A 20,286-nucleotide genomic window follows, 5' to 3' on the forward strand; every position below is an offset into this window, starting at 1 on the left:
TTATAAATCCTTTTTCACAGAACCGCAGGTAAGCATTTGGCTACCGTAATAAGGATTTTTAATTGCCTTAGCTTCGCTAATCCAAATAGCACCTTTGCCGTCATTGTACATTGGGCAGAAGTCCTGATACAGCTTTTGTGTAGTTCCAAACAAGGTAATAAGGTCGGAGACATCTTTACTTAAGGATGCGAAATGTTCTCTTTGGTGGTCTACCTTTCCTGCGTTGTCGCCAATATGTTCTGCATTTTCCTTGGCATCTTCAGCTATTTCCATATATTCTTTATGTTTATTTGCTGGGATAGCGTTCATATCCACATTTTTTAAGGTAGTAAACAATTGCTTTCCTGCATTAGCAGCTGTTTTGTCATTATCTGCAACAAGTGCATTTTTTAAAGCCAAATAATCCTTAATTATAGGTGCGATAGTAAACTTTTGAGTTTGCTTCACATCGGATTTTTCTGCCTCTTGAGAAGACGTATCCGTTGAAGTAACAGTTGCTACCGTATCATTGTGTATAGGTGATTGTAACTCCGGAGTTGCAGCAATTGTTGTGCTATCATTAGCTTGCTGGTCGCTATTTTTATTTGAAGATTGATTGCAGGAAATTGTTACCGTTGCAATTGTTACTAATGTAATGATTGAGAAAATTATATTTTTCATTTTATTTACTTTTGATATTATTGAAGAACTTTATCTTATTTATTTGTTTTCAAATTCATTTAGCTTATGCTTCATAAATTCGATTTCTTGTGCCTGTGTTTCCAGTATGTTTTTTTGTAACTGTATCAATTCGGGGTCGGTAAGTTTAGCTTTTTCAGACATCAATACTGCTGCTGCGTGATGCGGTATCATACCTTTTACAAACTCCTTATCGCCCACAAATAATTGCTCCCGAATACCAAACCAAGAAAAGATGCCAATCGCAAAGGAAACCGTTATGATTGCCCAGTTGATTTTTTTGTTTTCATACATTCCTTTCATTATCAATAGTTCTATGATCAACATTGCAGAAATCATCAGCAATGTCATATATAAATTATTGATGTTCAGGATAAGGTTCTGTAAGCCGTCAATCATAGCATACATAATGAAGTACATAGCTATGAACATAGCAACAGCCATTACAGTAAAGCGTTTGTACATTGCTAAAGAATGATTAGTATTATGCTTTTCATTCTTATGATTGTGTTGTATTTCGTGTTGGTTTTCCATACTTTCCATAACAATTGCGTTTTATTTGTTATTAATAGTTTCCTGTACGCTTCCGCAAGTAAGCATTTTGGAGCCGTAATACGGATTTTTAATTGCTTCTTCTTTGCTTAGCCAATTTGCTCCTTTACCATTATTGTACATTGGGCAATGCTGATAATAAACAGGTGTTTCTTGTTTTGAAACTTTGGCTAATTCGTACATATTATTAGCCAGTAAAGCGAAAATTTCTCTTTGTTTGGTAACATCTTTTGCTACTGCAATTTTTTCTGAATTAGCAGTTAAATCTTTCATTACTTTCATCCAAACGGTATGTTCTTCGTTGGAAAGTTTTGTCATTTCTACTGCTTTAATTGCTTTTATCAGTTCAGAAGCTTTTGCGGATGAAGTACCTGCGTCGGTTTTCACCAAAGCATCTTTCACAGAAAAATAATTATCGAAAACTGCTTTCAGTTGTGGTGCATATTGGGTAGTTGCCATTTCTTTTGAGTTGTGGTTACCGTGTTCTGCTTTCATATCCATATTTGCAACTTCAACTTTTGCAACTGGTTTTAATTCTCTGTTGTATTGGCAGCATCCGGATAGTTTAGCATATACATCATCTGGAGCTAAAAATTTCTCGCTGTCATAACCTGCCAAAGCAATACGTTTCAGTATTTCATCCTGGCTTGTTTTTTTATCATCGTATTTAAGTGTAGCCATTTTGGTGTCTTTATTCCATTCTACTGTGGCTACATTTTTTACGTTTCCTGCTTTTTCAATTGTGGTTTTACACATATCACAGTTGCCATATATTTTTACGGTTTCTCTTTTTGCATTTTTGATTTGTGCAAAACTGTTTACTGCTGATAGTAATACGGTGATTACCATCAATATTTTTGATATTGATTTCAATTTGAAAATTTTAAAATTAATAAGATTTATAAAAGGGTTGCGAAAACCGGATTTAGTTTTCGACAAGACGTAACTGTGGCTAGCAAGCCATAGTTTTATCCTATTTTAGGCGGTTGCCAAAAAGAATGGTAACCCGAAGAATAATAGGTTTGTTTGAAACCGAATTTTTGCGTTTTAATTTCCGCAAAGTGATTTTCTGTTTTTATATCTACAAGTATAGGTAAACTTAATGGAGATGAAGAAGTGCTACATTTGCAAGAACTGTGTTTACACTTACCGTTGCAGTCGTGACCATCGTTGCACTTAGTACAGGACTTATCCTTACATCTGCTTTTATGTTCTGATTTTGAATATTGATCTTTAGAGCAACTTTTCTGTTCTGTATTAGCTGTTTTTTTTGCACAAGCATAGCTTAAGCTTGGAATTAGAAAAAAGCCCAAACATAGTAAGATAATAAAGCTGATATGTTTACTAAAAGTTTTCAACACAACAAAATTATGAAATTATTTCTTTTTGATAGTTATAATATGATTATTTTAATTAAGTAAATGCAATAAGAGAGCTGGATTTGTTATCATTGGCAAAGTATGATGGTAATTATTTGATAATTCTTAATAAAATAGAATTTAATATAGCACCTACACTAGCACCTTTAAAAATAAAACTCTGTAAATCAGCAATTTACAGAGTTTTAAGTGGAGTTGGAGGNGATTCGAACCCTCGTCCAAACAAGCAATACATAAGATTTCTACATGCTTATTTTACTGTTGGTTTTCGACTGGAGGCAGAGAGCAAACACCCAACTTCCAGCTTATCTTCTGAGGTTTTCGAGTTTTGGTCAAAGCTCCCAAAACCTTATTTCTGCATTACTATATCTCAGAATCAAACGCCGCAGAACAGAGCATTTGTGAGACATCTTGCTTCCTTACTATCTTCGGGAAAGCGCTTGAAATCTTACTTTATTCGGATTAAGCTGCAAGAGCGAACTCTTCGTTGCCAGTTAAAATTTTGTAGCAAGGGATTTAAGAGATCGCGCTACGGTTCTCTGCATGCTTACTTACCCATTGACCTTGCTGTCGAAACCAGTCAACCCCATGTTTAAGTGAAAGGCAAAGATACAAATTTTTGTTTACATTTTATTCATATTAAGACGGAGCTTGAAGAATGTGTAAAAAGAATTGATTTATAGAGAACTTTTTAAGCCTTATTATTCCTACCCCAAACCTAAGAGCCTGTTTAAATTCTTATCAAATCAATAATGATTGTTTAAAAACTCTTCGACAGGCTCAGAGTGACACCGTTAAATTGAGCGGTTAGCATTAGATTTGTCAGTCTGAGCCTGTCGAAGACTCAATTAATCAAAACAGTAAAAATCAATATAATCAAACTATTTTAATAATATTTAAATAGGCTCTAAATGTTGGAAAATAGCTTGAAAACTTCATCAGATTATAACGTTTACAGGTTAACAGCAAGCTAAATTTAATGAAGATATAAGATGGATTTAAAATAAAATCAATTTTTAATTAGAAATACTTTGGTAATCAATAATAAATTTCTATTTTTGCAATCCAAAATGAGATGTAATTTATGTTAATAATTCCAGTAAAAGACGGAGAGTCTATCGACAGAGCACTTAAAAAATATAAGAGAAAATTTGACAAAACAGGTACTGTTCGTCAATTAAGATCAAGACAGGCTTTCATTAAGCCGTCTGTAACTTTAAGACAGGCAAGACTTAAAGCTGCTTACAAGCAAGTAAATCTTAGCAAAGAAGAGCAGGCTTAAGAAATTTTCTTAACACGCATACTAAATTCACTCTTTAAATAGTTATATTTATTGAGTGAATTTTTTGTTTTTACACTTTTTTATGATTGACAAGTTTCTTCAGTACATATCGTTTGAAAAACGCTATTCTTCACACACCGTAACGAGCTATAAAAAAGATCTGGAAGATTTCTATGAATTCTACCTTCGTACTGAAGGTTCAGAAAATCTTTTAAATGCAGATAAAAAAATCATCCGCAACTTCATTGTGGAACTCAGCGAAAAAAACATTGCCAAAAGAAGCATCAACAGGAAGGTTTCTACCCTCCGCAGTTTCTATAAATTTTTACTGAAAATTCAGGAAATTAAAACTTCACCCGTAGAAAACATCAGTTCACTGAAATTTTACGCAGAAAAGCAAATTCCGATTTCAAGTGATGAAATGAAAAATCTTGATGAGAAAATTTCTCTCGAAAAAGACAACCTGCTGGAACACTGCATCATCGAAACACTTTACCAAACCGGCATCCGGAAAGCCGAACTTTGTGGCTTGATATTTGGAAATGTAAATCTGGAATCACAGGAGCTGAAGATCATAGGAAAAGGAAACAAGGAACGCTATGTTCCCATTTCAGAGAAACTTACCCAACTTTTATCTGATTATCTCGGTATCAGAAATCCAAAGGAAGATTTTGATGAATACTTTTTCATCAACAAAAACGGTAAAAAACTCACAGAAAAATTTGTTTACCTTGCCGTTAATAAGTATCTTAGTCTTGTAACATCCAAGGAGAAAAAGAGCCCACATATATTAAGACACAGCTTTGCTACACATGTTTTGGATAATGGGGCGGAAATTTCGAAAGTAAAAAAAATATTAGGACATTCAAGTCTTGCCAGTACTCAAGTCTATACGAATGCCAATATAGAGCAACTAAAAAAAGTGTTTAATCTGGCTCATCCAAGAGCCGCAAAAAAAGAAGAATTATGAAGATCACAGTACAGTCAATTGGTTTAACACCACATGCACCATTAGAAGATCACATTGAGAAAAAAGTAAACAAACTTGCTACGTTTTACGACAAAATTCAGGATTGTAAGGTTTTCTTAAAAGTAGAAAACACTTCAGACAGAGAAAACAAAACTACAGAGCTTATTTTAGCCGTTCCGGGTGACGATATCGTTGTAAAAAAGACCTGCTCAAGCTTCGAGGAAAGCTTAGACCAGTGTGTTGATACAGCTAAGAAGCTACTAATCAAGAAAAAAGAACTGGCCTAATAAAAAAGTCAAAAAAAACATACTAAAAATTTGAGAATTCAAAAAATCCGTTCTATATTTGCACACGCAAAAAAGGAACAGCGATCTTTTGAATTCTTTTTTATTATGCTTCCATAGCTCAGCTGGCCAGAGCACGTGATTTGTAATCTCGGGGTCGTGGGTTCGAATCCCTCTGGAAGCTCATTTTTAATATAAACTCGGGGAGATTCCAGAGTGGCTAAATGGGACTGACTGTAACTCAGTTGCTTCGGCTTCGTAGGTTCGAATCCTGCTCTCCCCACGGTTTATATTGATAAAAAAACTTGCAGGTTTCAGAAGATTTTTCTAGATTTGCAAACCGTTACCAATGATTTTGGAAACAAAATTGCGGAAGTAGCTCAGTTGGTAGAGCGTCAGCCTTCCAAGCTGAATGTCGCGAGTTCGACCCTCGTCTTCCGCTCAAAGAATCACACCTCATCAGGGTGATTTTTTTTTCACTGCTGAATTGTTGCAGAGTAGCTTTTCTCTCAGCCTTCAGTTTAGAATTATTAAAATGCTTCCATAGCTCAGCTGGCCAGAGCACGTGATTTGTAATCTCGGGGTCGTGGGTTCGAATCCCTCTGGAAGCTCATTTTAATATAAACCAAGGGGAGATTCCAGAGTGGCTAAATGGGACTGACTGTAACTCAGTTGCTTCGGCTTCGTAGGTTCGAATCCTGCTCTCCCCACAGTTTATATTCAAAAAAAAGTTTGCAGATATTGGCCAAAAAGCCTAAGTTTGCAAAGCGTTTACCAATAATTTTGGAAACAAAATTGCGGAAGTAGCTCAGTTGGTAGAGCGTCAGCCTTCCAAGCTGAATGTCGCGAGTTCGACCCTCGTCTTCCGCTCAGTAAAAAATCACGCTTCTGGTGTGATTTTTTGTTTCAGGCCGACTTAGCTCAGCGGTAGAGTGCTTCCTTGGTAAGGAAGAGGTCACGGGTTCAAGTCCCGTAGTTGGCTCACAGCAAATCCCGATTTCTTCGGGATTTTTTGTTTTCTGAAGGTTTGTAAATGATTTTTTTTGTTCAGATATTGTTCAGACATTTTATTTACTTTTAATTTGAATCTACATTCATTTTAAAAAAGTTTTATGAGTTTATTTTAGTTGTAATAGACTTGTCCGGCTTATTTGTCATTCCGCAGGAATCTCAGCACAATGAAATAAGCGGTTTAGATTCCTACGGAACGACAAAACTACTGTGAAATCAGCTTTAAGATAAAAATGGACTTTCATTAAAATCTGTAATAGAAAAAAAACTTAAATTATTTCTGAAGATTTATAAAAATTTAATCATAATTAAAATTTAATTAAACCTTTCTCTCAAATCCCATTTTCAAGCCACATCAAAATTATTTTTTCTACTTTAGTAAAAAATTAGTTCCAATATGAATATCCTTTTACTGGAAGACGACCTTATCCTTTCTGCAGAGTTGTGTAAATTTTTAGAATCCAATCAGATTACCTGTGCGAAGGTTTTTGATGGAGAGACTTTTCTGAGAGAAATTAAAAATAATGTTTACGACCTCTATCTTCTGGACATCAATGTTCCGAAAATGAACGGCCTTGACGTCTGCCAGACTTTAAGAACTTTCGACAAAACTACGCCTATCATTATTCTCTCGGCTTACGGCGACCTTTCAGATAAAAAGGATGCTTTTACAAGACTTGCCGATGATTATCTCGTGAAACCTTTCCAGTTTGAAGAACTTTTACTGAGGATCAATTCACTTCTCCGCAGAAAAACACAGTCTGATAACATTGAGCTCGACGTTATTACAGTGGAAGACCTCATCATCAACAAAACCGAACAGAAGGTTTTCAGATCCGGGAACGAAATTGCTCTTACTTTAAAAGAATTCCAATTGCTGGTTTATCTTGCCGAAGCGCAGGGCAGAACAGTTTCCAAACAACAGATTACAGAGCACGTATGGGAACATAATTTTAATACCAACACCAACACAGTCGAGGTTTACATCAACTTTTTGAGGAAAAAATTAGATAAAGATTTTCCTGTAAAACTCATTCACACAAGATCCGGTTTCGGGTATTATTTAAGTCCTTTATAAATGTCGTTAAAACGGAAAATTGCGCTTACTTTATGTATTTCATTTTCGATTCTGCTGGGGATCGTGATGGTAATTATTTATATTCTGTTTAATGACTTCAGAAGAGAAGAATTTAAAGAAAGATTTGTTCAGAGACTTGAATTTACCTCACATTTTATTTTAAAATCAAAAGATTTTGAAGAAGAAGCTCCTGTTTTCTTTAATGAAAATTCAGATAACGTTCTTTTAAATGAAAAAATTCTTATCTTCAATTCTGATAAAGAACTCGTTTATTCGACCATAAAAGATCAGAAAGTAACCTGGGATGCAAAACTTCTGAACGACCTCGACAAAAAAAAAGCTGTCTTCACCGAAAAGACTTTTCCCGAAATTTATGCCGCCAAAAGAAACATCAACGGCGAAAATTACTACATCATCACGAGTGCCTACGACACCAACGGAAAATCTAAACTTGCCTACCTGAAATATCTTCTGATTACCGCCTACATCGCAAGCACTCTCCTGATCGGCTTTTTCAGTTATTATTTCATGGGGAAATTCCTGCATCCTCTTGAACAGCTTAATCAGGAAGTTTCTGAGATAACGGCACACAAGCTTACCACCCAGATTCCGGTGAACAATTCAAAAGATGAAATCAGCATTCTCGCCCAATCTTTTAATACCATGATCGTAAGGCTGAACGATGTTTTTCAGTCACAGAAAGACTTTACAGCCAGTGCTTCCCACGAAATCCGTACTCCGATCACGAGAATTGCCTTTCAGATTGAAAACCTGATTAAACTCGAAGAGCACTCTCCCACTACTCTTTTGGGACTGCAGCAAATGTTGAGAGATGTGTACCTTCTTTCAGACCTTACCAATTCACTTTTGCTGCTGACGAAATTTGACAAAGAAAACATTCAGACCATCTACGAGGAAGTGCGTGTGGATGAAGTTATTTTTGAATCTTTCGACCGTCTCCAGAAAAGTTTTCCAAAACTGAAAATGGATTTCAACATTTCTGAACAATCTACAGAAGATGCCCTTCTTACCATCAGCGGCGTGCAGTCTTTGCTCGTAATAGTATTTGTAAATCTTCTCAAGAATGCAGCAATCTATTCTGATAATGAAGAAGTGGATATTCTGCTTAATGAGGATGTGAACAATATCACGGTTGACGTTATTTCCTGTGGAGACACGATCCCCGAAAAAGAACAGCCAAGGTTGTTCGACGCTTTCACAAGAGGTAATAATTCTCAGAATATCTCCGGTTCAGGATTGGGTTTAAGAATCGTGAAAAGAATTTTAGAATATCACGGAGCTGCTATTCTGTACTCGTCACCTGCTGAAAATTTAAATAAATTCACCGTTATTTTTAAGAAATAATTTACCGCGTATTGATGCACCTTTGCAGCTGCCTGAAAATTCATGCGGATGAATTACTGAATTCATGTGGGTGTATTGACCAAGTCATGCGGGTGTATTGACAACTTTATGCAGATCAATTTTTAAGAACAATAATTATTGGTTTCCTCAGAACTGTAAATAAGCAATCTGCTTATATCAATTTTAACTGATCCTTAAAATTCTTAATCCTTTAACTGACCTTAATGGTTCAAAATTTTTTAAACAATTCCCGTCATTTTTATAATTTAATTTTATTTTAAGCATCCTTTAAGTTCCTTTTAATCGGGTAGCCGCACATTTGTCATCAAAATAATGATAATGAACAAATTTGCAGGGCTGTTGATTGTTGTCTCGTCTTTCGTGGCCGCACAGCAGCAAATGTCGCTTCAGGATTGTGAGGAAGCCTTTCACAACAACAACCTTCAGCTTTTGGCAGAGCAGTATAATATCAACATGGCCGATGCGGATATTATTCAGGCTAAAATCTGGGAACTCCCTCAGCTAAGCGGTTACATCAATGCCTATAACCCCGAAGATAAAAGAGCTTTTGATGCCGGAAGAGCCAAAGGTGCCGAAATTACTCAGCTTATTTATCTTGGCGGAAAGAAAAAAAACGAAATCGCTTTTGCCAAATCCAATAAAGAACTTGCACGTCTGCAGTTTACACAGCTTTTAGCCAGTTTAAAAACAGAACTTCACATGGCTTACTTCAATCTGTACTATCAGAAAGTGAAGCTGGAAAGCATTACCAAACAGCTTGGCTACATGAATGAACTTTTAAAGGCGTACAAAGTACAGTCGGCAAAAGGAAATGTGTCTTTGAAAGATGAAGTAAGGCTTCAAAGCATCGTTGTACAGCTGAATGCAGACAAAACCGACATCAACCGGGAAATTCTTGAAGTACAGCAAAGCCTGCAGATACTCACCGGGATCAATAACACTATCGAACCACAGATCGCTGATTCTGAAGTGAAAGAAATTCTGGCGTCACAGCCGTTTGGAGATCAGGAAACGCTCAAGGAAAAAGCCCTGCAAAATAATGCGGAGTATCAATATAATTTAAAACTGATTGACAACAGTAAACTCTTTGCACAGTGGCAGAAGTCATTAAATGTTCCTGATCTTAATCTGGGTGCGCAATACGATCAGGCCAGCGGAACTTTCAGAAATGAAATCAATCTGATGGTGGGCATCCCGATCCCTCTCTGGAAAAGCAATAAGGGAAATGTAGAAAAGGCAAAGTTTGCGATTCAGCAAAATGAAAAGAATGCAGAATTCCAGAAGTTTTCGCTCGAAACAAAAGTGCAGGCCGCGTTCAATATCTGGAAAAACAATTATGATCAGCTTTCTGAAATCAGAACCAAAGACCAAAACAATCTGGAACTGGTTTACGACGGGATTCTCAAAAATTTCAGAAACGGAAATATCAGCCTTATTGAGTTTACCGATTTTATGGAGACTTACAGACAAACCGTTCTTCAGGTTTATGATATGAAAAACGATCTGATTCAGTCTGCCGAAAACCTCAATTTACTTGTCCAAACTAAAATCTTCTATTAAAATGAAAAATCTAATTATACCCATATTTTCAATATTTCTTGTATCGTCATGTTCAAAAAAAGAGCAGCCAAAAACGCCTGAGCCTAAAGGTTTTGAGCTGAGCAATACCATGCTTGAATCTATCTCCACAGCCAAAGTGGAAAATACAGTCATAGAAGATTTTTACAGCTTTTACGGTAAAATTTCTGCCGACAAAAATTCCTACATCGACGTTTTCCCACTCGTTGGAGGAAATGTGATGAGCGTAAATGTTGAACTGGGCGATTATGTAAGAAAAGGTCAGGTTCTGGCGACTATCAGAAGTACCGAACTGGCTGAAGTACAGCGTGAAGTGAGTGATGCAAAAACAGATCTGGTCGTTGCACAGAACAATCTCCGTGTTGCGAAGGAAATGTACGACGGTAAGCTGAATACTGAAAGAGAAGTTCTGGAAGCAAAAAGCCAGCTGCAGAAAGCACAGGATCAGCTGCAGAGAGCAAGTGCGGTGAGTACCGTTTATAATGTGAAAAACGGAAATATCTACAGCGTTCTAGCGCCGATTAACGGTTATATTGTTCATAAAGACATCAATAAGGATATGCAGTTGCGAAGTGACAGAAGCGAAAATATTTTTGATGTTGCCAATACCACCAACGTCTGGGCAATTATGAATATCAACGAATCTGATATTGATAAAATTACTCTGGGAATGCCTGCCCAGGTTTCCACACTATCTTATCCTGACAAGATTTTCAACGGTAAGATTGATAAAATATTTAAAATCATAGACCCCGAAACCAATGCCATGCAGGCGAGAGTTGTTTTAGACAATGCCAACGGATTGCTGATTCCCGACAGTAAGGCGACGGTAAAAGTTTCAAAATCTGACAACAAAACAGCTCTTTCCATCCCTTCGAAAGCGGTTATATTTGATGATAACAGAAGCTATGTTGTGGTTTTTAAATCAAGAAATGATATTAAAATTAAAGAAATTCAGATTTTAAAACAGAACAGAGATGTAACCTATATTTCTGAAGGTGTGAAGGAAGGTGAAAACGTGATTACCAATAATCAGCTGCTCATCTACAGATCTCTGAACAATTGATTTCAAGGCCATTGAGACATTTTACAGTAATTAAGTTTTATAGGTATATACCTTTACTTAACCATTCTCATAGCTTCGATGCTGCTTATTTAATTTAAATACACTTGTTCTCGATGGTTTTTTAATCATTCAGATTTCACTCAACATTTAGTTATTCATTCAATATCTAAAGCTTAACCTTTAATTTCTATCATGAATAAATTCATAAAAAATATTATCTCATTCTCACTGAAAAACAAGGCATTTACCTTTATCTGGGTCGCCGTTTTGGCAGTGGCGGGATTTATCAGTTTCAAAAATATGCCAATTGAGGCGTTTCCTGATGTTACCAATACCCAAATTGTGATTATCACACAGTGGGACGGCCGTAGTGCTGAGGAAGTGGAACGTTTTGTAACGACACCGATTGAGCTGGCGATGAGTCCGGTTCAGAAAAAAACAAGCGTGAGGAGTACCACAATGTTTGGGCTTTCCATTGTGAAGATTCTTTTTGATGACGGTGTAGACGATATGTTTGCCCGAAATATGGTCAACAATCAGCTGCGGAATATCAGTCTTCCCGAAGGAATTGATCCCGAAGTTCAGCCACCTTATGGCCCGACCGGAGAGATTTTCAGATATACATTAGAAAGTAAAAAGAAAGATTCCCGTGAACTTCTGACGTTACAGAACTGGGTGATCGACAGAGCACTTCGTGGCGTTCCGGGAGTGGCAGACATCAATGTTTTTGGCGGTCAGGACAAAGTTTTTGAGTTAAGTATCGACCCGAGAGCGTTGGACAAATACAATCTGACGCCATTGCAGGTTTATGAAGCGGTTACCAAAAGTAATCTGAATGTCGGCGGAGATGTTATCGAAAAAAACGGTCAGGCCTACGTAGTTCGTGGAATCGGTTTGGTGCAGTCTACAGATGATATCGCCAATATTACCATCCACAATGACAACGGAAACCCCATTTTGGTAAAAAATGTTGCTGAAGTGAGAGAAAGTTCGAGACCGCGGGTAGGACAGGCCGGATTAAATAATCAGGATGATACCGTAGAAGGAATTGTGGTAATGCGAAAAGGCGAAAATCCCCGTGAAGTTTTGATTGGCGTAAAAGCTAAAATTGCCGAACTGAATGAGAAGATTCTTCCTAAAGACGTGAAAATGGTCACTTTCTACGACCGTGATCACCTGATGGATTTCACTACAGAAACCGTGATGCACAATTTGCTGGAAGGAATTATCCTTGTGACAGTAATTGTATTAATTTTCATGGCAGACTGGCGGACGACACTTACCGTTTCCATCATTATTCCGCTCTCTCTGCTTTTTGCTTTTCTATGTTTAAAACTTTGCGGGATGAGTGCCAATTTACTGTCACTCGGAGCCGTGGATTTCGGGATTATCATCGACGGTGCGGTCGTAATGGTAGAAGGAATTTTTGTAATGCTGGATCATAAAGCCAAAAAATATGGCCCTGAGAAATTCAACAAAATGGCGAAGGCAGGCTGGATCAAACAGACAGGAACAGGTTTGGGAAAAGCAATTTTCTTCTCAAAATTAATCATCATCACTTCACTGATCCCAATTTTCGCATTCCAGAAAGTGGAAGGTAAAATGTTTTCACCTTTGGCATTTACTCTTGGTTTTGCACTGATGGGCGCTTTGATTTTCACCCTTACTTTGGTTCCGGTTTTGACGCATTTGCTTTTAAATAAAAATGTAAGGGAGAAGAACAATCCGTTTGTAAATTTCTGGGACAGGATTGTTTTAAGAGGTTTCAGATTTACATTTAAAAATAAGAGAATAAGTTTAATTGTTTCCATTTCGATTGTTGCCGTTACTTTATTTTCAGGAAAATTTTTAGGAACGGAATTCTTACCGCAACTCAATGAAGGTTCTCTTTGGATCACCGCCGAAATGCCGATGAGTTCTTCTTTAAATGAATCTTTAAAAACCGCAGATATTTTAAAGAAAGACATTATCAGTGTTCCGGAAGTGACGGATGTTTTGGCACAAACCGGCCGAAGTAATGACGGTACCGATCCGAATGGATTTGGATTTGTACAGTTTGCCGTCAACCTGAAACCAAAAGATGAGTGGAAACGCAAAATTACCTACGACCAGCTGATTGAAGACATCGACAAAAAACTGAGCAATTATCAGGGAATCACATTCAATTATTCTCAGCCGATCTCCGACAACGTGGCGGAAGCTGTTGCAGGATTTAAAGCCGAAAACGGAATCAAGATTTACGGTGATAATCTTGAAACTCTGGATGAACTTGCCGATAAAGTTTTAAAATCAATCAAAGATGTCGACGGTGTGCGTGATGCCGGAATTATTAAAAATATCGGTCAGCCGGAAGTCAATGTGGTTTGGGACAGGAATAAAATGGCGGCTTATGGCGTAATGCCCGAAGATGCACAGACCGTTCTGGAAATGGCTTTCGGAGGAAAAACAGCTTCAGAAATGTATGATGGCGAAAGAAAATTCCCGATTCGTCTGCGGTATTCCCACGAGTACAGGAAAGATGAAAACGATATGGCGTCCCTGATGATTCCTACACAGGACGGAACGATGATTCCTCTGAAGGAAGTGGCGACTATCGAAAGAAACAACGGTGCCGCATTTATCTACAGGGATGATATCAAAAGGTATATCGGAATTAAATTTTCGATCCGTGACCGTGATTTGGGTGGAACTATTGCTGATGCCCAGAAAGAAGTTTCAAAAATAAATCTTCCCGAAGGATACAAAGTAGGCTGGACAGGCCAGTTTGAAAACCAGCAGAGAGCAACGGCAAGATTAACGCAGGTAGTTCCCATCAGTATTTTAGGAATATTTTTCCTGCTGTTTATTCTTTTTGGAAATATGAAAGATTCATTTTTGGTTTTGGCGAATGTACCTTTTGCTTTAATCGGAGGAATTATCGCACTGCATCTTACCGGAATGAATTTCGGAATTTCTGCCGGCGTCGGAATGATCGCCTTGCTCGGAATATGTATTCAGAACGGAGTCATTCTGATTACCGAATTCCATCAGAACATAAAAGACGGACTGTTGCTTGATGATGCCGTTCTGAGCGGAGTAAAATCCCGTACAAGACCTGTAATTATGACTGCTCTGATGGCATCCATCGGACTTTTACCGGCAGCTTTATCAACCGGAATTGGTTCTGAATCTCAAAAGCCTTTAGCCATCGTCATCATCGGAGGTCTGATTACCGCGACCGTTCTCACCTTATTAATTTTTCCAATTATATTCTGGATTTTTAACCGAAGTAAAAAATCACAGGAAATTGTATAAATTATTTTTTAACCTAAAAAAAATCTCCCGGAATATTTCGGGAGATTTTGATTTTTATGACTAAATTTTTGAACCGTTAAGAGCAGTAAGTTGTTAAGAAATTTTTGATGCAGATCTAGCAAGTTACCAAGGTAAATCATTAAGCGGAGCGCTTAAACAATTTTCATTGATTCTTAACCAATAATGTCAGCTTACAAATATTAACGGTTTGAATTTTAAATTGTGAGATCTACTTTCCAATGATGGTTTTGATATTTACAAATTCTTTCAAAGCATGTAAAGAAAGCTCAGTCCCATAACCGGAAGTTTTGGTTCCTCCGAATGGAAAACGCGGATCTGAACTCGTCATTCTGTTAATATTTACAGTTCCGGATTCCAGGCCGTCAATGAAAAACTGCTGTCTGTTTTTGTCATTTGTCCAGACTGAATTAGACAAACCAAACGGAATATTATTGGCCATCTCTAAGGCTTCATTATCATTTTCTGCAATCATGATCATTCCCAAAGGACCGAATAATTCTTCCTGCAAAATTGGATTTCCTTCTTCCACTCTTATCAGTCCTGGATTAAATTCATTTTCAGAAATTCTTTCTAATGGAATAATCGCTTCTGCACCATGATTCAGAGCTTTCTGATATTGTTTTTCCAAGTCATCCGCTAAATCCGGTCTTGCCATTCCACCTAATTTTGTTTCCTTTACTTTTGGATCTGCGGGAACATATTTTTTGTATTCCTCAATAAATTTTGGTAGAAAATCGAATTCAATATCTCTCTGAATAATAAATCTTTTAGCAGCAACGCAGGTTTGTCCGCAATTCTGAAGTCTTGCCAAAGCACCAACTTTTGCAGCTTCATCGAGATCAGCATCATCCAAGACGATGAAAGCATCGCTTCCACCTAATTCCAGTAAAGATTTTTTGATATTTTTTCCGGCAATGGCAGCCACTTCCGCTCCTGCTTTTTCGCTTCCGGTAAGACTCACGCCCTGAATAGTTTTATGTTCCAAGACCTCCTGAACTTCTCTATGCCCAATTTCAAGATTCTGGAAAACACCTTCGGGAAAACCGGCTTCTGCAAAAACTTCTTCAATGGCATTTCCACTACCGAAACAGATGGATGCGTGTTTTAAAACCACTGTATTTCCAGCTAAAATTGCCGGTGTTGCAAATCTCAAAACCTGCCAGAAAGGGAAATTCCATGGCATCACACCGAGAATTACACCTTTGGGAACATACTTTATTTCTGAAATACTGTATTCGGAATCAATTTTTTCCGGACTTAATATATTTTCTGCTTCTGCATAATAATTCATCATCAGAGCACATTTCTCAACTTCTGCGATGGATTGCGAAATGGGCTTATTCATTTCACCGGTAATGATTTCACCAAATATTTCTGCTTTGGTTTTAAAAATATCTGCAGCTTTTGCAATAAGTTTCTGCTTTTCTTCAAACGGTACATTTTTCCATTCCTGAAAAGCCTGGTCAGCTTTTAAAAGCTTGTTTTCTATTAAATTTTCCATGTTAGATTTCCATTTTTAAAGATTCGGTTCAGAATCTTCTGCTTTTGGATAAAGCATTTTTAAGGCAACAAATGTTGTTCCTTATACCGTTTTAAATTAATGATAAATTCTATGAAATTGATTTATTATAAAGAAGAAAAATTTAAGTTTAATTAAAATATATCTCCCGCAGATCAAAAAGTTCAGGCAGATTTATTAATGTAAAAAACTGAATTATTTGCCAAATCTGAAAGATCATCGATCCTTAAATCATAAACCACTCATTCGCCAGACTCGCCGCCAGTCTCGCTGTACGCTCCTGAATATCAAAGTGCGGATTTACTTCTGCAATATCCAGTGCAAGCAGCTTTTTATTTTTGAGAATATGTCTGTAGATTTTCATAAAAGCTGCGTCTGCAAAAATCCCATTGTACGCAGCAGCAGAAACTCCCGGCGCAATTGAAGCATTGAAAACATCCATACAGATTGTTACATACAAAACGTCTACAGCATCAGTAAGTTCGCTGACTCTTTCGTATACCGACGGTAGATTTTCAAAAAATAATTCGTCTGCCAGAATATATTTCATTCCAAACTGATGTGCCGTATCAAACAGTTTCAAAGTATTTGAATTTTTCTGAATTCCGATATGCAGAGAATTGATTTCACCTTCCTGAGCAATCTGCCAAAAACCTGTTCCGGAGCTGGCTCCTACTCCATTTTCAGGTTGCCTGTTGTCGAAATGGGCATCGAAATTAATAATTCCTATTTTCTGTTCCTGAAAAGCTGTTTTTACACCACGGTAATGAGCGAATGTGACTTCATGACCACCACCAACAACGATAGACTTTCCACCTTTCAGTAAAACTTTAGAAACATTTTTCGCCAGCTGATTCTGTGTATTCTCCAGATCGCCATCTTCACAGGTGACATTCCCAAAATCAAGCAGTGAAAAATCCGGATGGATTACCGGAAAATTAGACATATTTTTCCTAATTACATCCGGTGCATCTTTAGCGCCCTGTCTTCCTTTATTTCTGCGAACGCCCTCATCTACGGCGAACCCGAGTAAAACGAAATCGTTAGTTGAAATAGAATCATAGTTTTTTTCTTCTTTTACTCTTTGAAATATTCTGTGATGCAATAATTCATCACCATCATTTCTTCCCTGCCAAATCATNGATAACTGTTTTAAATCTATTCTCTAAACTTCCCTCTCAAAGCAGGAATTATTGTTTTCAAAAATAGTCCTAGAAATAAAGTGGATGCCAAACCAAATTTCAATTGAAGACTACTATTTCGTCCCATACCCAAAGTAACTAAAAGTAATGCACTAAATGCAACACCGTAAAAAACGGAATAAAGATATCCGTTTCTATTTTCGTACTTGAACTCACCTCCATTTGCAGAAAACATCTCATCTATCATGTTGTTAGCTAAATCAGAATCAACATTTCTCACATCAGAGGTTAAGTTATTTATAATAACATCCCTTTTTTTTCCAGCTTTTACGGCTTCAAATGCATAAAGAACATGTTTTTCCTCAATACCTAAAGACAAATACTTTGATTTTATTTCACTTATCTTTTTCATTTTTAATCTATTTTTTTTATCAACATAAAATATTTCTCATCTTAATTAACCTCTATTTCTTCTATAAACGTTATGAGTAGTAAAACCATGAAAAACGAAGTAGTTAGTTGAAACAGAATCGTAATTTTTTTCTTCTTGTACTCTTTGAAATATTCTGTGATGCAATAATTCATCACCATCATTTCTTCCCTGCCAAATCATNTTCAATTTAATTTTGATTTACGTTATAACGTTCAAAACTCTGCCAGTATTTATCCTTATAAATTTCAAGTGACATTTTATATTCAGGATGATTTTTGATAATGCTCTGCAAAACCTTTGAAGGCTTTCTGAAATCTTTGCTTGCAAAATAAATCTCTCTTACATTATTGGCACTTTCCCTCCCGATGTAAACACTTCCGCCTTCTGTTTTCAGATTTTGATAAGCGTTTTCTTCGATACTGTCTAATTTTGCATAATCACCGCTCTCAGGAAGGCCGTTGTTTTCGTTTCCGTTGTATTCAATTTTCAACGCAGAAATCCATGGATAGGACGCTTTGGCTTCGTAGTTCAGCGCAGTTGTATTCACTGTCGCAATCAGAGGTAATCCGTTATTCAGGACAGCTTCTAAAATCGAGTAAGCGTCTTCGTCACCCATATCTTTCAGATCCTTATATTTCTCAATAAATTCTCTTTCCCTCCACGATAAAAAATCTCTTAATTTGGAAACAGGAACAAGCTCAGCTTCTGCCTCATCTGTACCGACAACATTAAATGTATCGATCTGCGTTGCAAAATTAAGTTCGCCCAGAAAATTATCCAGAAAAATGCAGACTCCGGTTACGCAGTCGTTTTTATTTTCTTCAGTAAGACCTTCGTAGACAAAAGTCACATCAATTTCATCCGGATAACCTTCGATTTCGTTGGAATAGAAGAAAATATTATCCAGCGAAAAGTCTTTGCCATCCATTTTTATTCCGTGGTCGAGATTCATTTCAGGTTTCAAGGCTGTGAATTTCCAGCGCTCAGATTTTGGAGCCTCGGCAATGATTTCTTCAGCAAAAACGATATTTTTAACATCTCCGTCCGCTGTAATGATGAGTTCGGCTACAGCATCGTCGCTCATCCCGCACAGGAAATAGTAGCCTTCATTAAGTTGCTTCAGCTTGGGTGAAATGATATCAAAAAAATCAGTCTCAATGTTTTTATGATTTTTAATGACTTCATAAAACTCTTTTTCTTTCGTTAAAAACCAATCCCAGAAATCTTTATAGGTTTTGATTTCCACTTCCTTTTTTTCTTCTTTCTTTCCGAAAACTTTATTGAAAATTCCCATATTATTTTATTTTTTCTCCATCAATAAAAACATTTTCCGCCTTCAGACTTCCCTGACTGTAAAGTACATTCTGGAAATTATCTGTTTTGAAAGTAACAAAATCTGCTTTTAAACCTTCCTTTAATATTCCTCTGTCTTCCAAACCTAATGCAAAAGCTGAACGGAAAGTCATTCCTGACAAAACTTCTGCGGTGGTCAGTTTTTCAAATGTGGCTAAGATGGAAGCCTGTGTAATCAGATTTCCCATCGGCGCTGACCCCGGATTCCAGTCGCTTGCAATGGCAACGATGGCTCCTGCATCCAACAGTTTTCTTGCCGGAGTAAATTTTTCACCTAACCCTAAACTCGCACCTGGCAATGCTGTCGCAACTGTATCTGAATTTGCTAAAAACTCAATATCCTCATCGATGGTTGCTTCCAGATGGTCGGCAGATTTTGCTCCGACTTCCACAGCGATTCTCGAACTTCCCGGCGTAAACTGGTCGGCATGAACTGTAATTTCAAAACCTAAATCTTTAGTTTTAAGTAAAAAATCTTTACTCTCTTCCGGCTGAAATGCTGATTTTTCGATAAAAATATCAACACGTTTTGCCAGATTCTCCTCTTTCACTTTTGGTAAAATTTCTGTTAAAATATAATTTAAATATTCTTCGTTTGTTCCCTCAAAATCTCTTGGTTTTAAATGTGCCGAAAGACAGGTCGGAACTAAAGTTGCCTTTGTCTGTTCCTGAGTTTTTTTAATGATCCGAAGCATTTTCAGTTCGTTTTCTACGTCTAAACCGTAGCCACTTTTTACTTCAATTGTTGTAATTCCCAAAGAAATTAAAAAATCAATTCTTTCTAAAAGCGTTTTGAGCAATTCGTCTTCTGATGCTTTTCTTGTATGCTGAACGGAACTCCAGATTCCACCTCCACTTTCAGCGATTTCCAGATATGTCTTTCCTGCATTACGCATTGCAAAATCATTCGCACGGTTTCCGCCAAAGCAGATGTGCGTATGAGAATCCACGAAGGCTGGAAGAACAATTTGATCTCCCTCAATGTTTTCAATTTCTATATTTTGATTTTCAGTTTTTAGCGTTTCGAAATTTCCGATTTGCAGGATTTTACCATTCTGAATTAAAATTCCGCCATCAACAATAATTTCGAGTTGTGTGTCTGAAAGTTTTCCTCTTAACGGAAGATTGGCAAGTGTGACAACCTGCCTGAAAGGACCAATTAGTTTCATTAAAAATTAGGTTAAGGTTGAGGTTGAGCCTAAAAAGTACAACGCTGCAATTTTCTATTTCAAAAATACTTAAAATATATCAATTCAGTGA

17 protein-coding genes, 7 tRNA genes and 1 other RNA gene are annotated in these 20,286 nt (G+C 37.0%); 15 read left to right on the forward strand and 10 right to left on the reverse strand.

Translation table 11 applies throughout. From position 1 onward, the window contains the following. The 5 genes from ASG21_RS01405 to ssrA form a co-directional block, all read right to left on the reverse strand. A complete protein-coding gene (locus tag ASG21_RS01405) occupies window positions 1-660 on the reverse strand; it encodes a DUF3347 domain-containing protein (RefSeq protein WP_056012968.1) in 660 nt (219 codons plus the stop codon). Window positions 661-699: 39 nt separating this feature from the next. Beyond that, window positions 700-1,221: a DUF305 domain-containing protein gene (locus tag ASG21_RS01410; protein WP_056012966.1), complete on the reverse strand. Its 522-nt coding sequence runs from the start codon at window positions 1,219-1,221 to the stop codon at window positions 700-702. Between the two features lie 12 nt (window positions 1,222-1,233). Further along, window positions 1,234-2,103 carry a DUF3347 domain-containing protein gene (locus ASG21_RS01415; protein ID WP_185113696.1) on the reverse strand — a complete coding sequence of 290 codons (870 nt, stop codon included), beginning with the start codon at window positions 2,101-2,103 and terminating at the stop codon, window positions 1,234-1,236. Between the two features lie 226 nt (window positions 2,104-2,329). Then, the gene (locus ASG21_RS20135; RefSeq protein ID WP_157844499.1) at window positions 2,330-2,506 is read right to left on the reverse strand and encodes a hypothetical protein; all 177 of its coding nucleotides are present in this window, start codon (window positions 2,504-2,506) and stop codon (window positions 2,330-2,332) included. A 290-nt stretch (window positions 2,507-2,796) separates the two neighbouring features. Beyond that, window positions 2,797-3,197: a transfer-messenger RNA gene (ssrA, locus tag ASG21_RS19815) on the reverse strand. A gap of 496 nt (window positions 3,198-3,693) precedes the next feature. Here ssrA and rpsU point away from each other — a divergent pair. The 15 genes from rpsU (at window position 3,694) to ASG21_RS01500 (ending at window position 14,558) form a co-directional block, all read left to right on the forward strand. Then, window positions 3,694-3,891 carry a 30S ribosomal protein S21 gene (rpsU, locus tag ASG21_RS01430; RefSeq protein ID WP_056028873.1) on the forward strand — a complete coding sequence of 66 codons (198 nt, stop codon included), beginning with the start codon at window positions 3,694-3,696 and terminating at the stop codon, window positions 3,889-3,891. A gap of 82 nt (window positions 3,892-3,973) precedes the next feature. After that, window positions 3,974-4,861 (forward strand): tyrosine-type recombinase/integrase, encoded by an 888-nt coding sequence (locus ASG21_RS01435; protein ID WP_056074854.1) that lies wholly within the window; start codon window positions 3,974-3,976, stop codon window positions 4,859-4,861. Next, window positions 4,858-5,148: an HPF/RaiA family ribosome-associated protein gene (locus tag ASG21_RS01440; RefSeq protein ID WP_056074857.1), complete on the forward strand. Its 291-nt coding sequence runs from the start codon at window positions 4,858-4,860 to the stop codon at window positions 5,146-5,148. The genes ASG21_RS01435 and ASG21_RS01440 overlap by 4 nt, the downstream gene beginning before the upstream one ends. Window positions 5,149-5,255: 107 nt before the next feature. Further along, a tRNA-Thr gene (locus ASG21_RS01445) sits at window positions 5,256-5,329 on the forward strand. Between the two features lie 18 nt (window positions 5,330-5,347). Next, window positions 5,348-5,428, forward strand: a tRNA-Tyr gene (locus ASG21_RS01450). Between the two features lie 86 nt (window positions 5,429-5,514). Continuing rightward, window positions 5,515-5,587: transfer RNA gene (locus tag ASG21_RS01455), tRNA-Gly, on the forward strand. A 95-nt stretch (window positions 5,588-5,682) separates the two neighbouring features. Continuing rightward, window positions 5,683-5,756, forward strand: a tRNA-Thr gene (locus ASG21_RS01460). Window positions 5,757-5,774: 18 nt separating this feature from the next. Further along, window positions 5,775-5,855 (forward strand) — tRNA-Tyr (locus ASG21_RS01465). A gap of 87 nt (window positions 5,856-5,942) precedes the next feature. After that, window positions 5,943-6,015: transfer RNA gene (locus ASG21_RS01470), tRNA-Gly, on the forward strand. 40 nt (window positions 6,016-6,055) lie between these two features. Next, window positions 6,056-6,127 (forward strand) — tRNA-Thr (locus ASG21_RS01475). A gap of 426 nt (window positions 6,128-6,553) precedes the next feature. Beyond that, window positions 6,554-7,234 (forward strand): response regulator transcription factor, encoded by a 681-nt coding sequence (locus ASG21_RS01480; protein WP_056074859.1) that lies wholly within the window; start codon window positions 6,554-6,556, stop codon window positions 7,232-7,234. Further along, window positions 7,235-8,599 (forward strand): ATP-binding protein, encoded by a 1,365-nt coding sequence (locus ASG21_RS01485; RefSeq protein WP_056074861.1) that lies wholly within the window; start codon window positions 7,235-7,237, stop codon window positions 8,597-8,599. A gap of 339 nt (window positions 8,600-8,938) precedes the next feature. After that, window positions 8,939-10,180: a TolC family protein gene (locus ASG21_RS01490; RefSeq protein ID WP_082482328.1), complete on the forward strand. Its 1,242-nt coding sequence runs from the start codon at window positions 8,939-8,941 to the stop codon at window positions 10,178-10,180. 1 nt (window position 10,181) lies between these two features. Continuing rightward, window positions 10,182-11,264 (forward strand): efflux RND transporter periplasmic adaptor subunit, encoded by a 1,083-nt coding sequence (locus ASG21_RS01495; RefSeq protein WP_056074862.1) that lies wholly within the window; start codon window positions 10,182-10,184, stop codon window positions 11,262-11,264. Between the two features lie 192 nt (window positions 11,265-11,456). After that, window positions 11,457-14,558 (forward strand): CusA/CzcA family heavy metal efflux RND transporter, encoded by a 3,102-nt coding sequence (locus ASG21_RS01500; protein ID WP_056074864.1) that lies wholly within the window; start codon window positions 11,457-11,459, stop codon window positions 14,556-14,558. Between the two features lie 229 nt (window positions 14,559-14,787). On the opposite strand, the gene ASG21_RS01505 is transcribed toward ASG21_RS01500, so the two are convergent. From ASG21_RS01505 to hutI, 5 genes are all read right to left on the reverse strand, one after another. Beyond that, entirely contained in the window at window positions 14,788-16,080 is a 1,293-nt protein-coding gene (locus ASG21_RS01505) for an aldehyde dehydrogenase family protein (protein WP_056074866.1), read from the reverse strand. A gap of 244 nt (window positions 16,081-16,324) precedes the next feature. Further along, on the reverse strand, window positions 16,325-17,239 hold a 915-nt coding region (gene hutG, locus ASG21_RS01510; protein ID WP_056074869.1), incomplete at its 5' end, for a formimidoylglutamase. 17 nt (window positions 17,240-17,256) lie between these two features. Beyond that, window positions 17,257-17,652: a hypothetical protein gene (locus tag ASG21_RS01515; protein WP_056074871.1), complete on the reverse strand. Its 396-nt coding sequence runs from the start codon at window positions 17,650-17,652 to the stop codon at window positions 17,257-17,259. 208 nt (window positions 17,653-17,860) lie between these two features. Beyond that, window positions 17,861-18,967 (reverse strand): DUF695 domain-containing protein, encoded by a 1,107-nt coding sequence (locus tag ASG21_RS01520; RefSeq protein WP_056074872.1) that lies wholly within the window; start codon window positions 18,965-18,967, stop codon window positions 17,861-17,863. Window position 18,968: 1 nt separating this feature from the next. After that, window positions 18,969-20,195: an imidazolonepropionase gene (hutI, locus tag ASG21_RS01525; protein WP_056074874.1), complete on the reverse strand. Its 1,227-nt coding sequence runs from the start codon at window positions 20,193-20,195 to the stop codon at window positions 18,969-18,971. Window positions 20,196-20,286: the final 91 nt, after the last annotated feature.

Source organism: Chryseobacterium sp. Leaf394 (genome assembly GCF_001424105.1).
GTDB lineage: Bacteria > Bacteroidota > Bacteroidia > Flavobacteriales > Weeksellaceae > Chryseobacterium.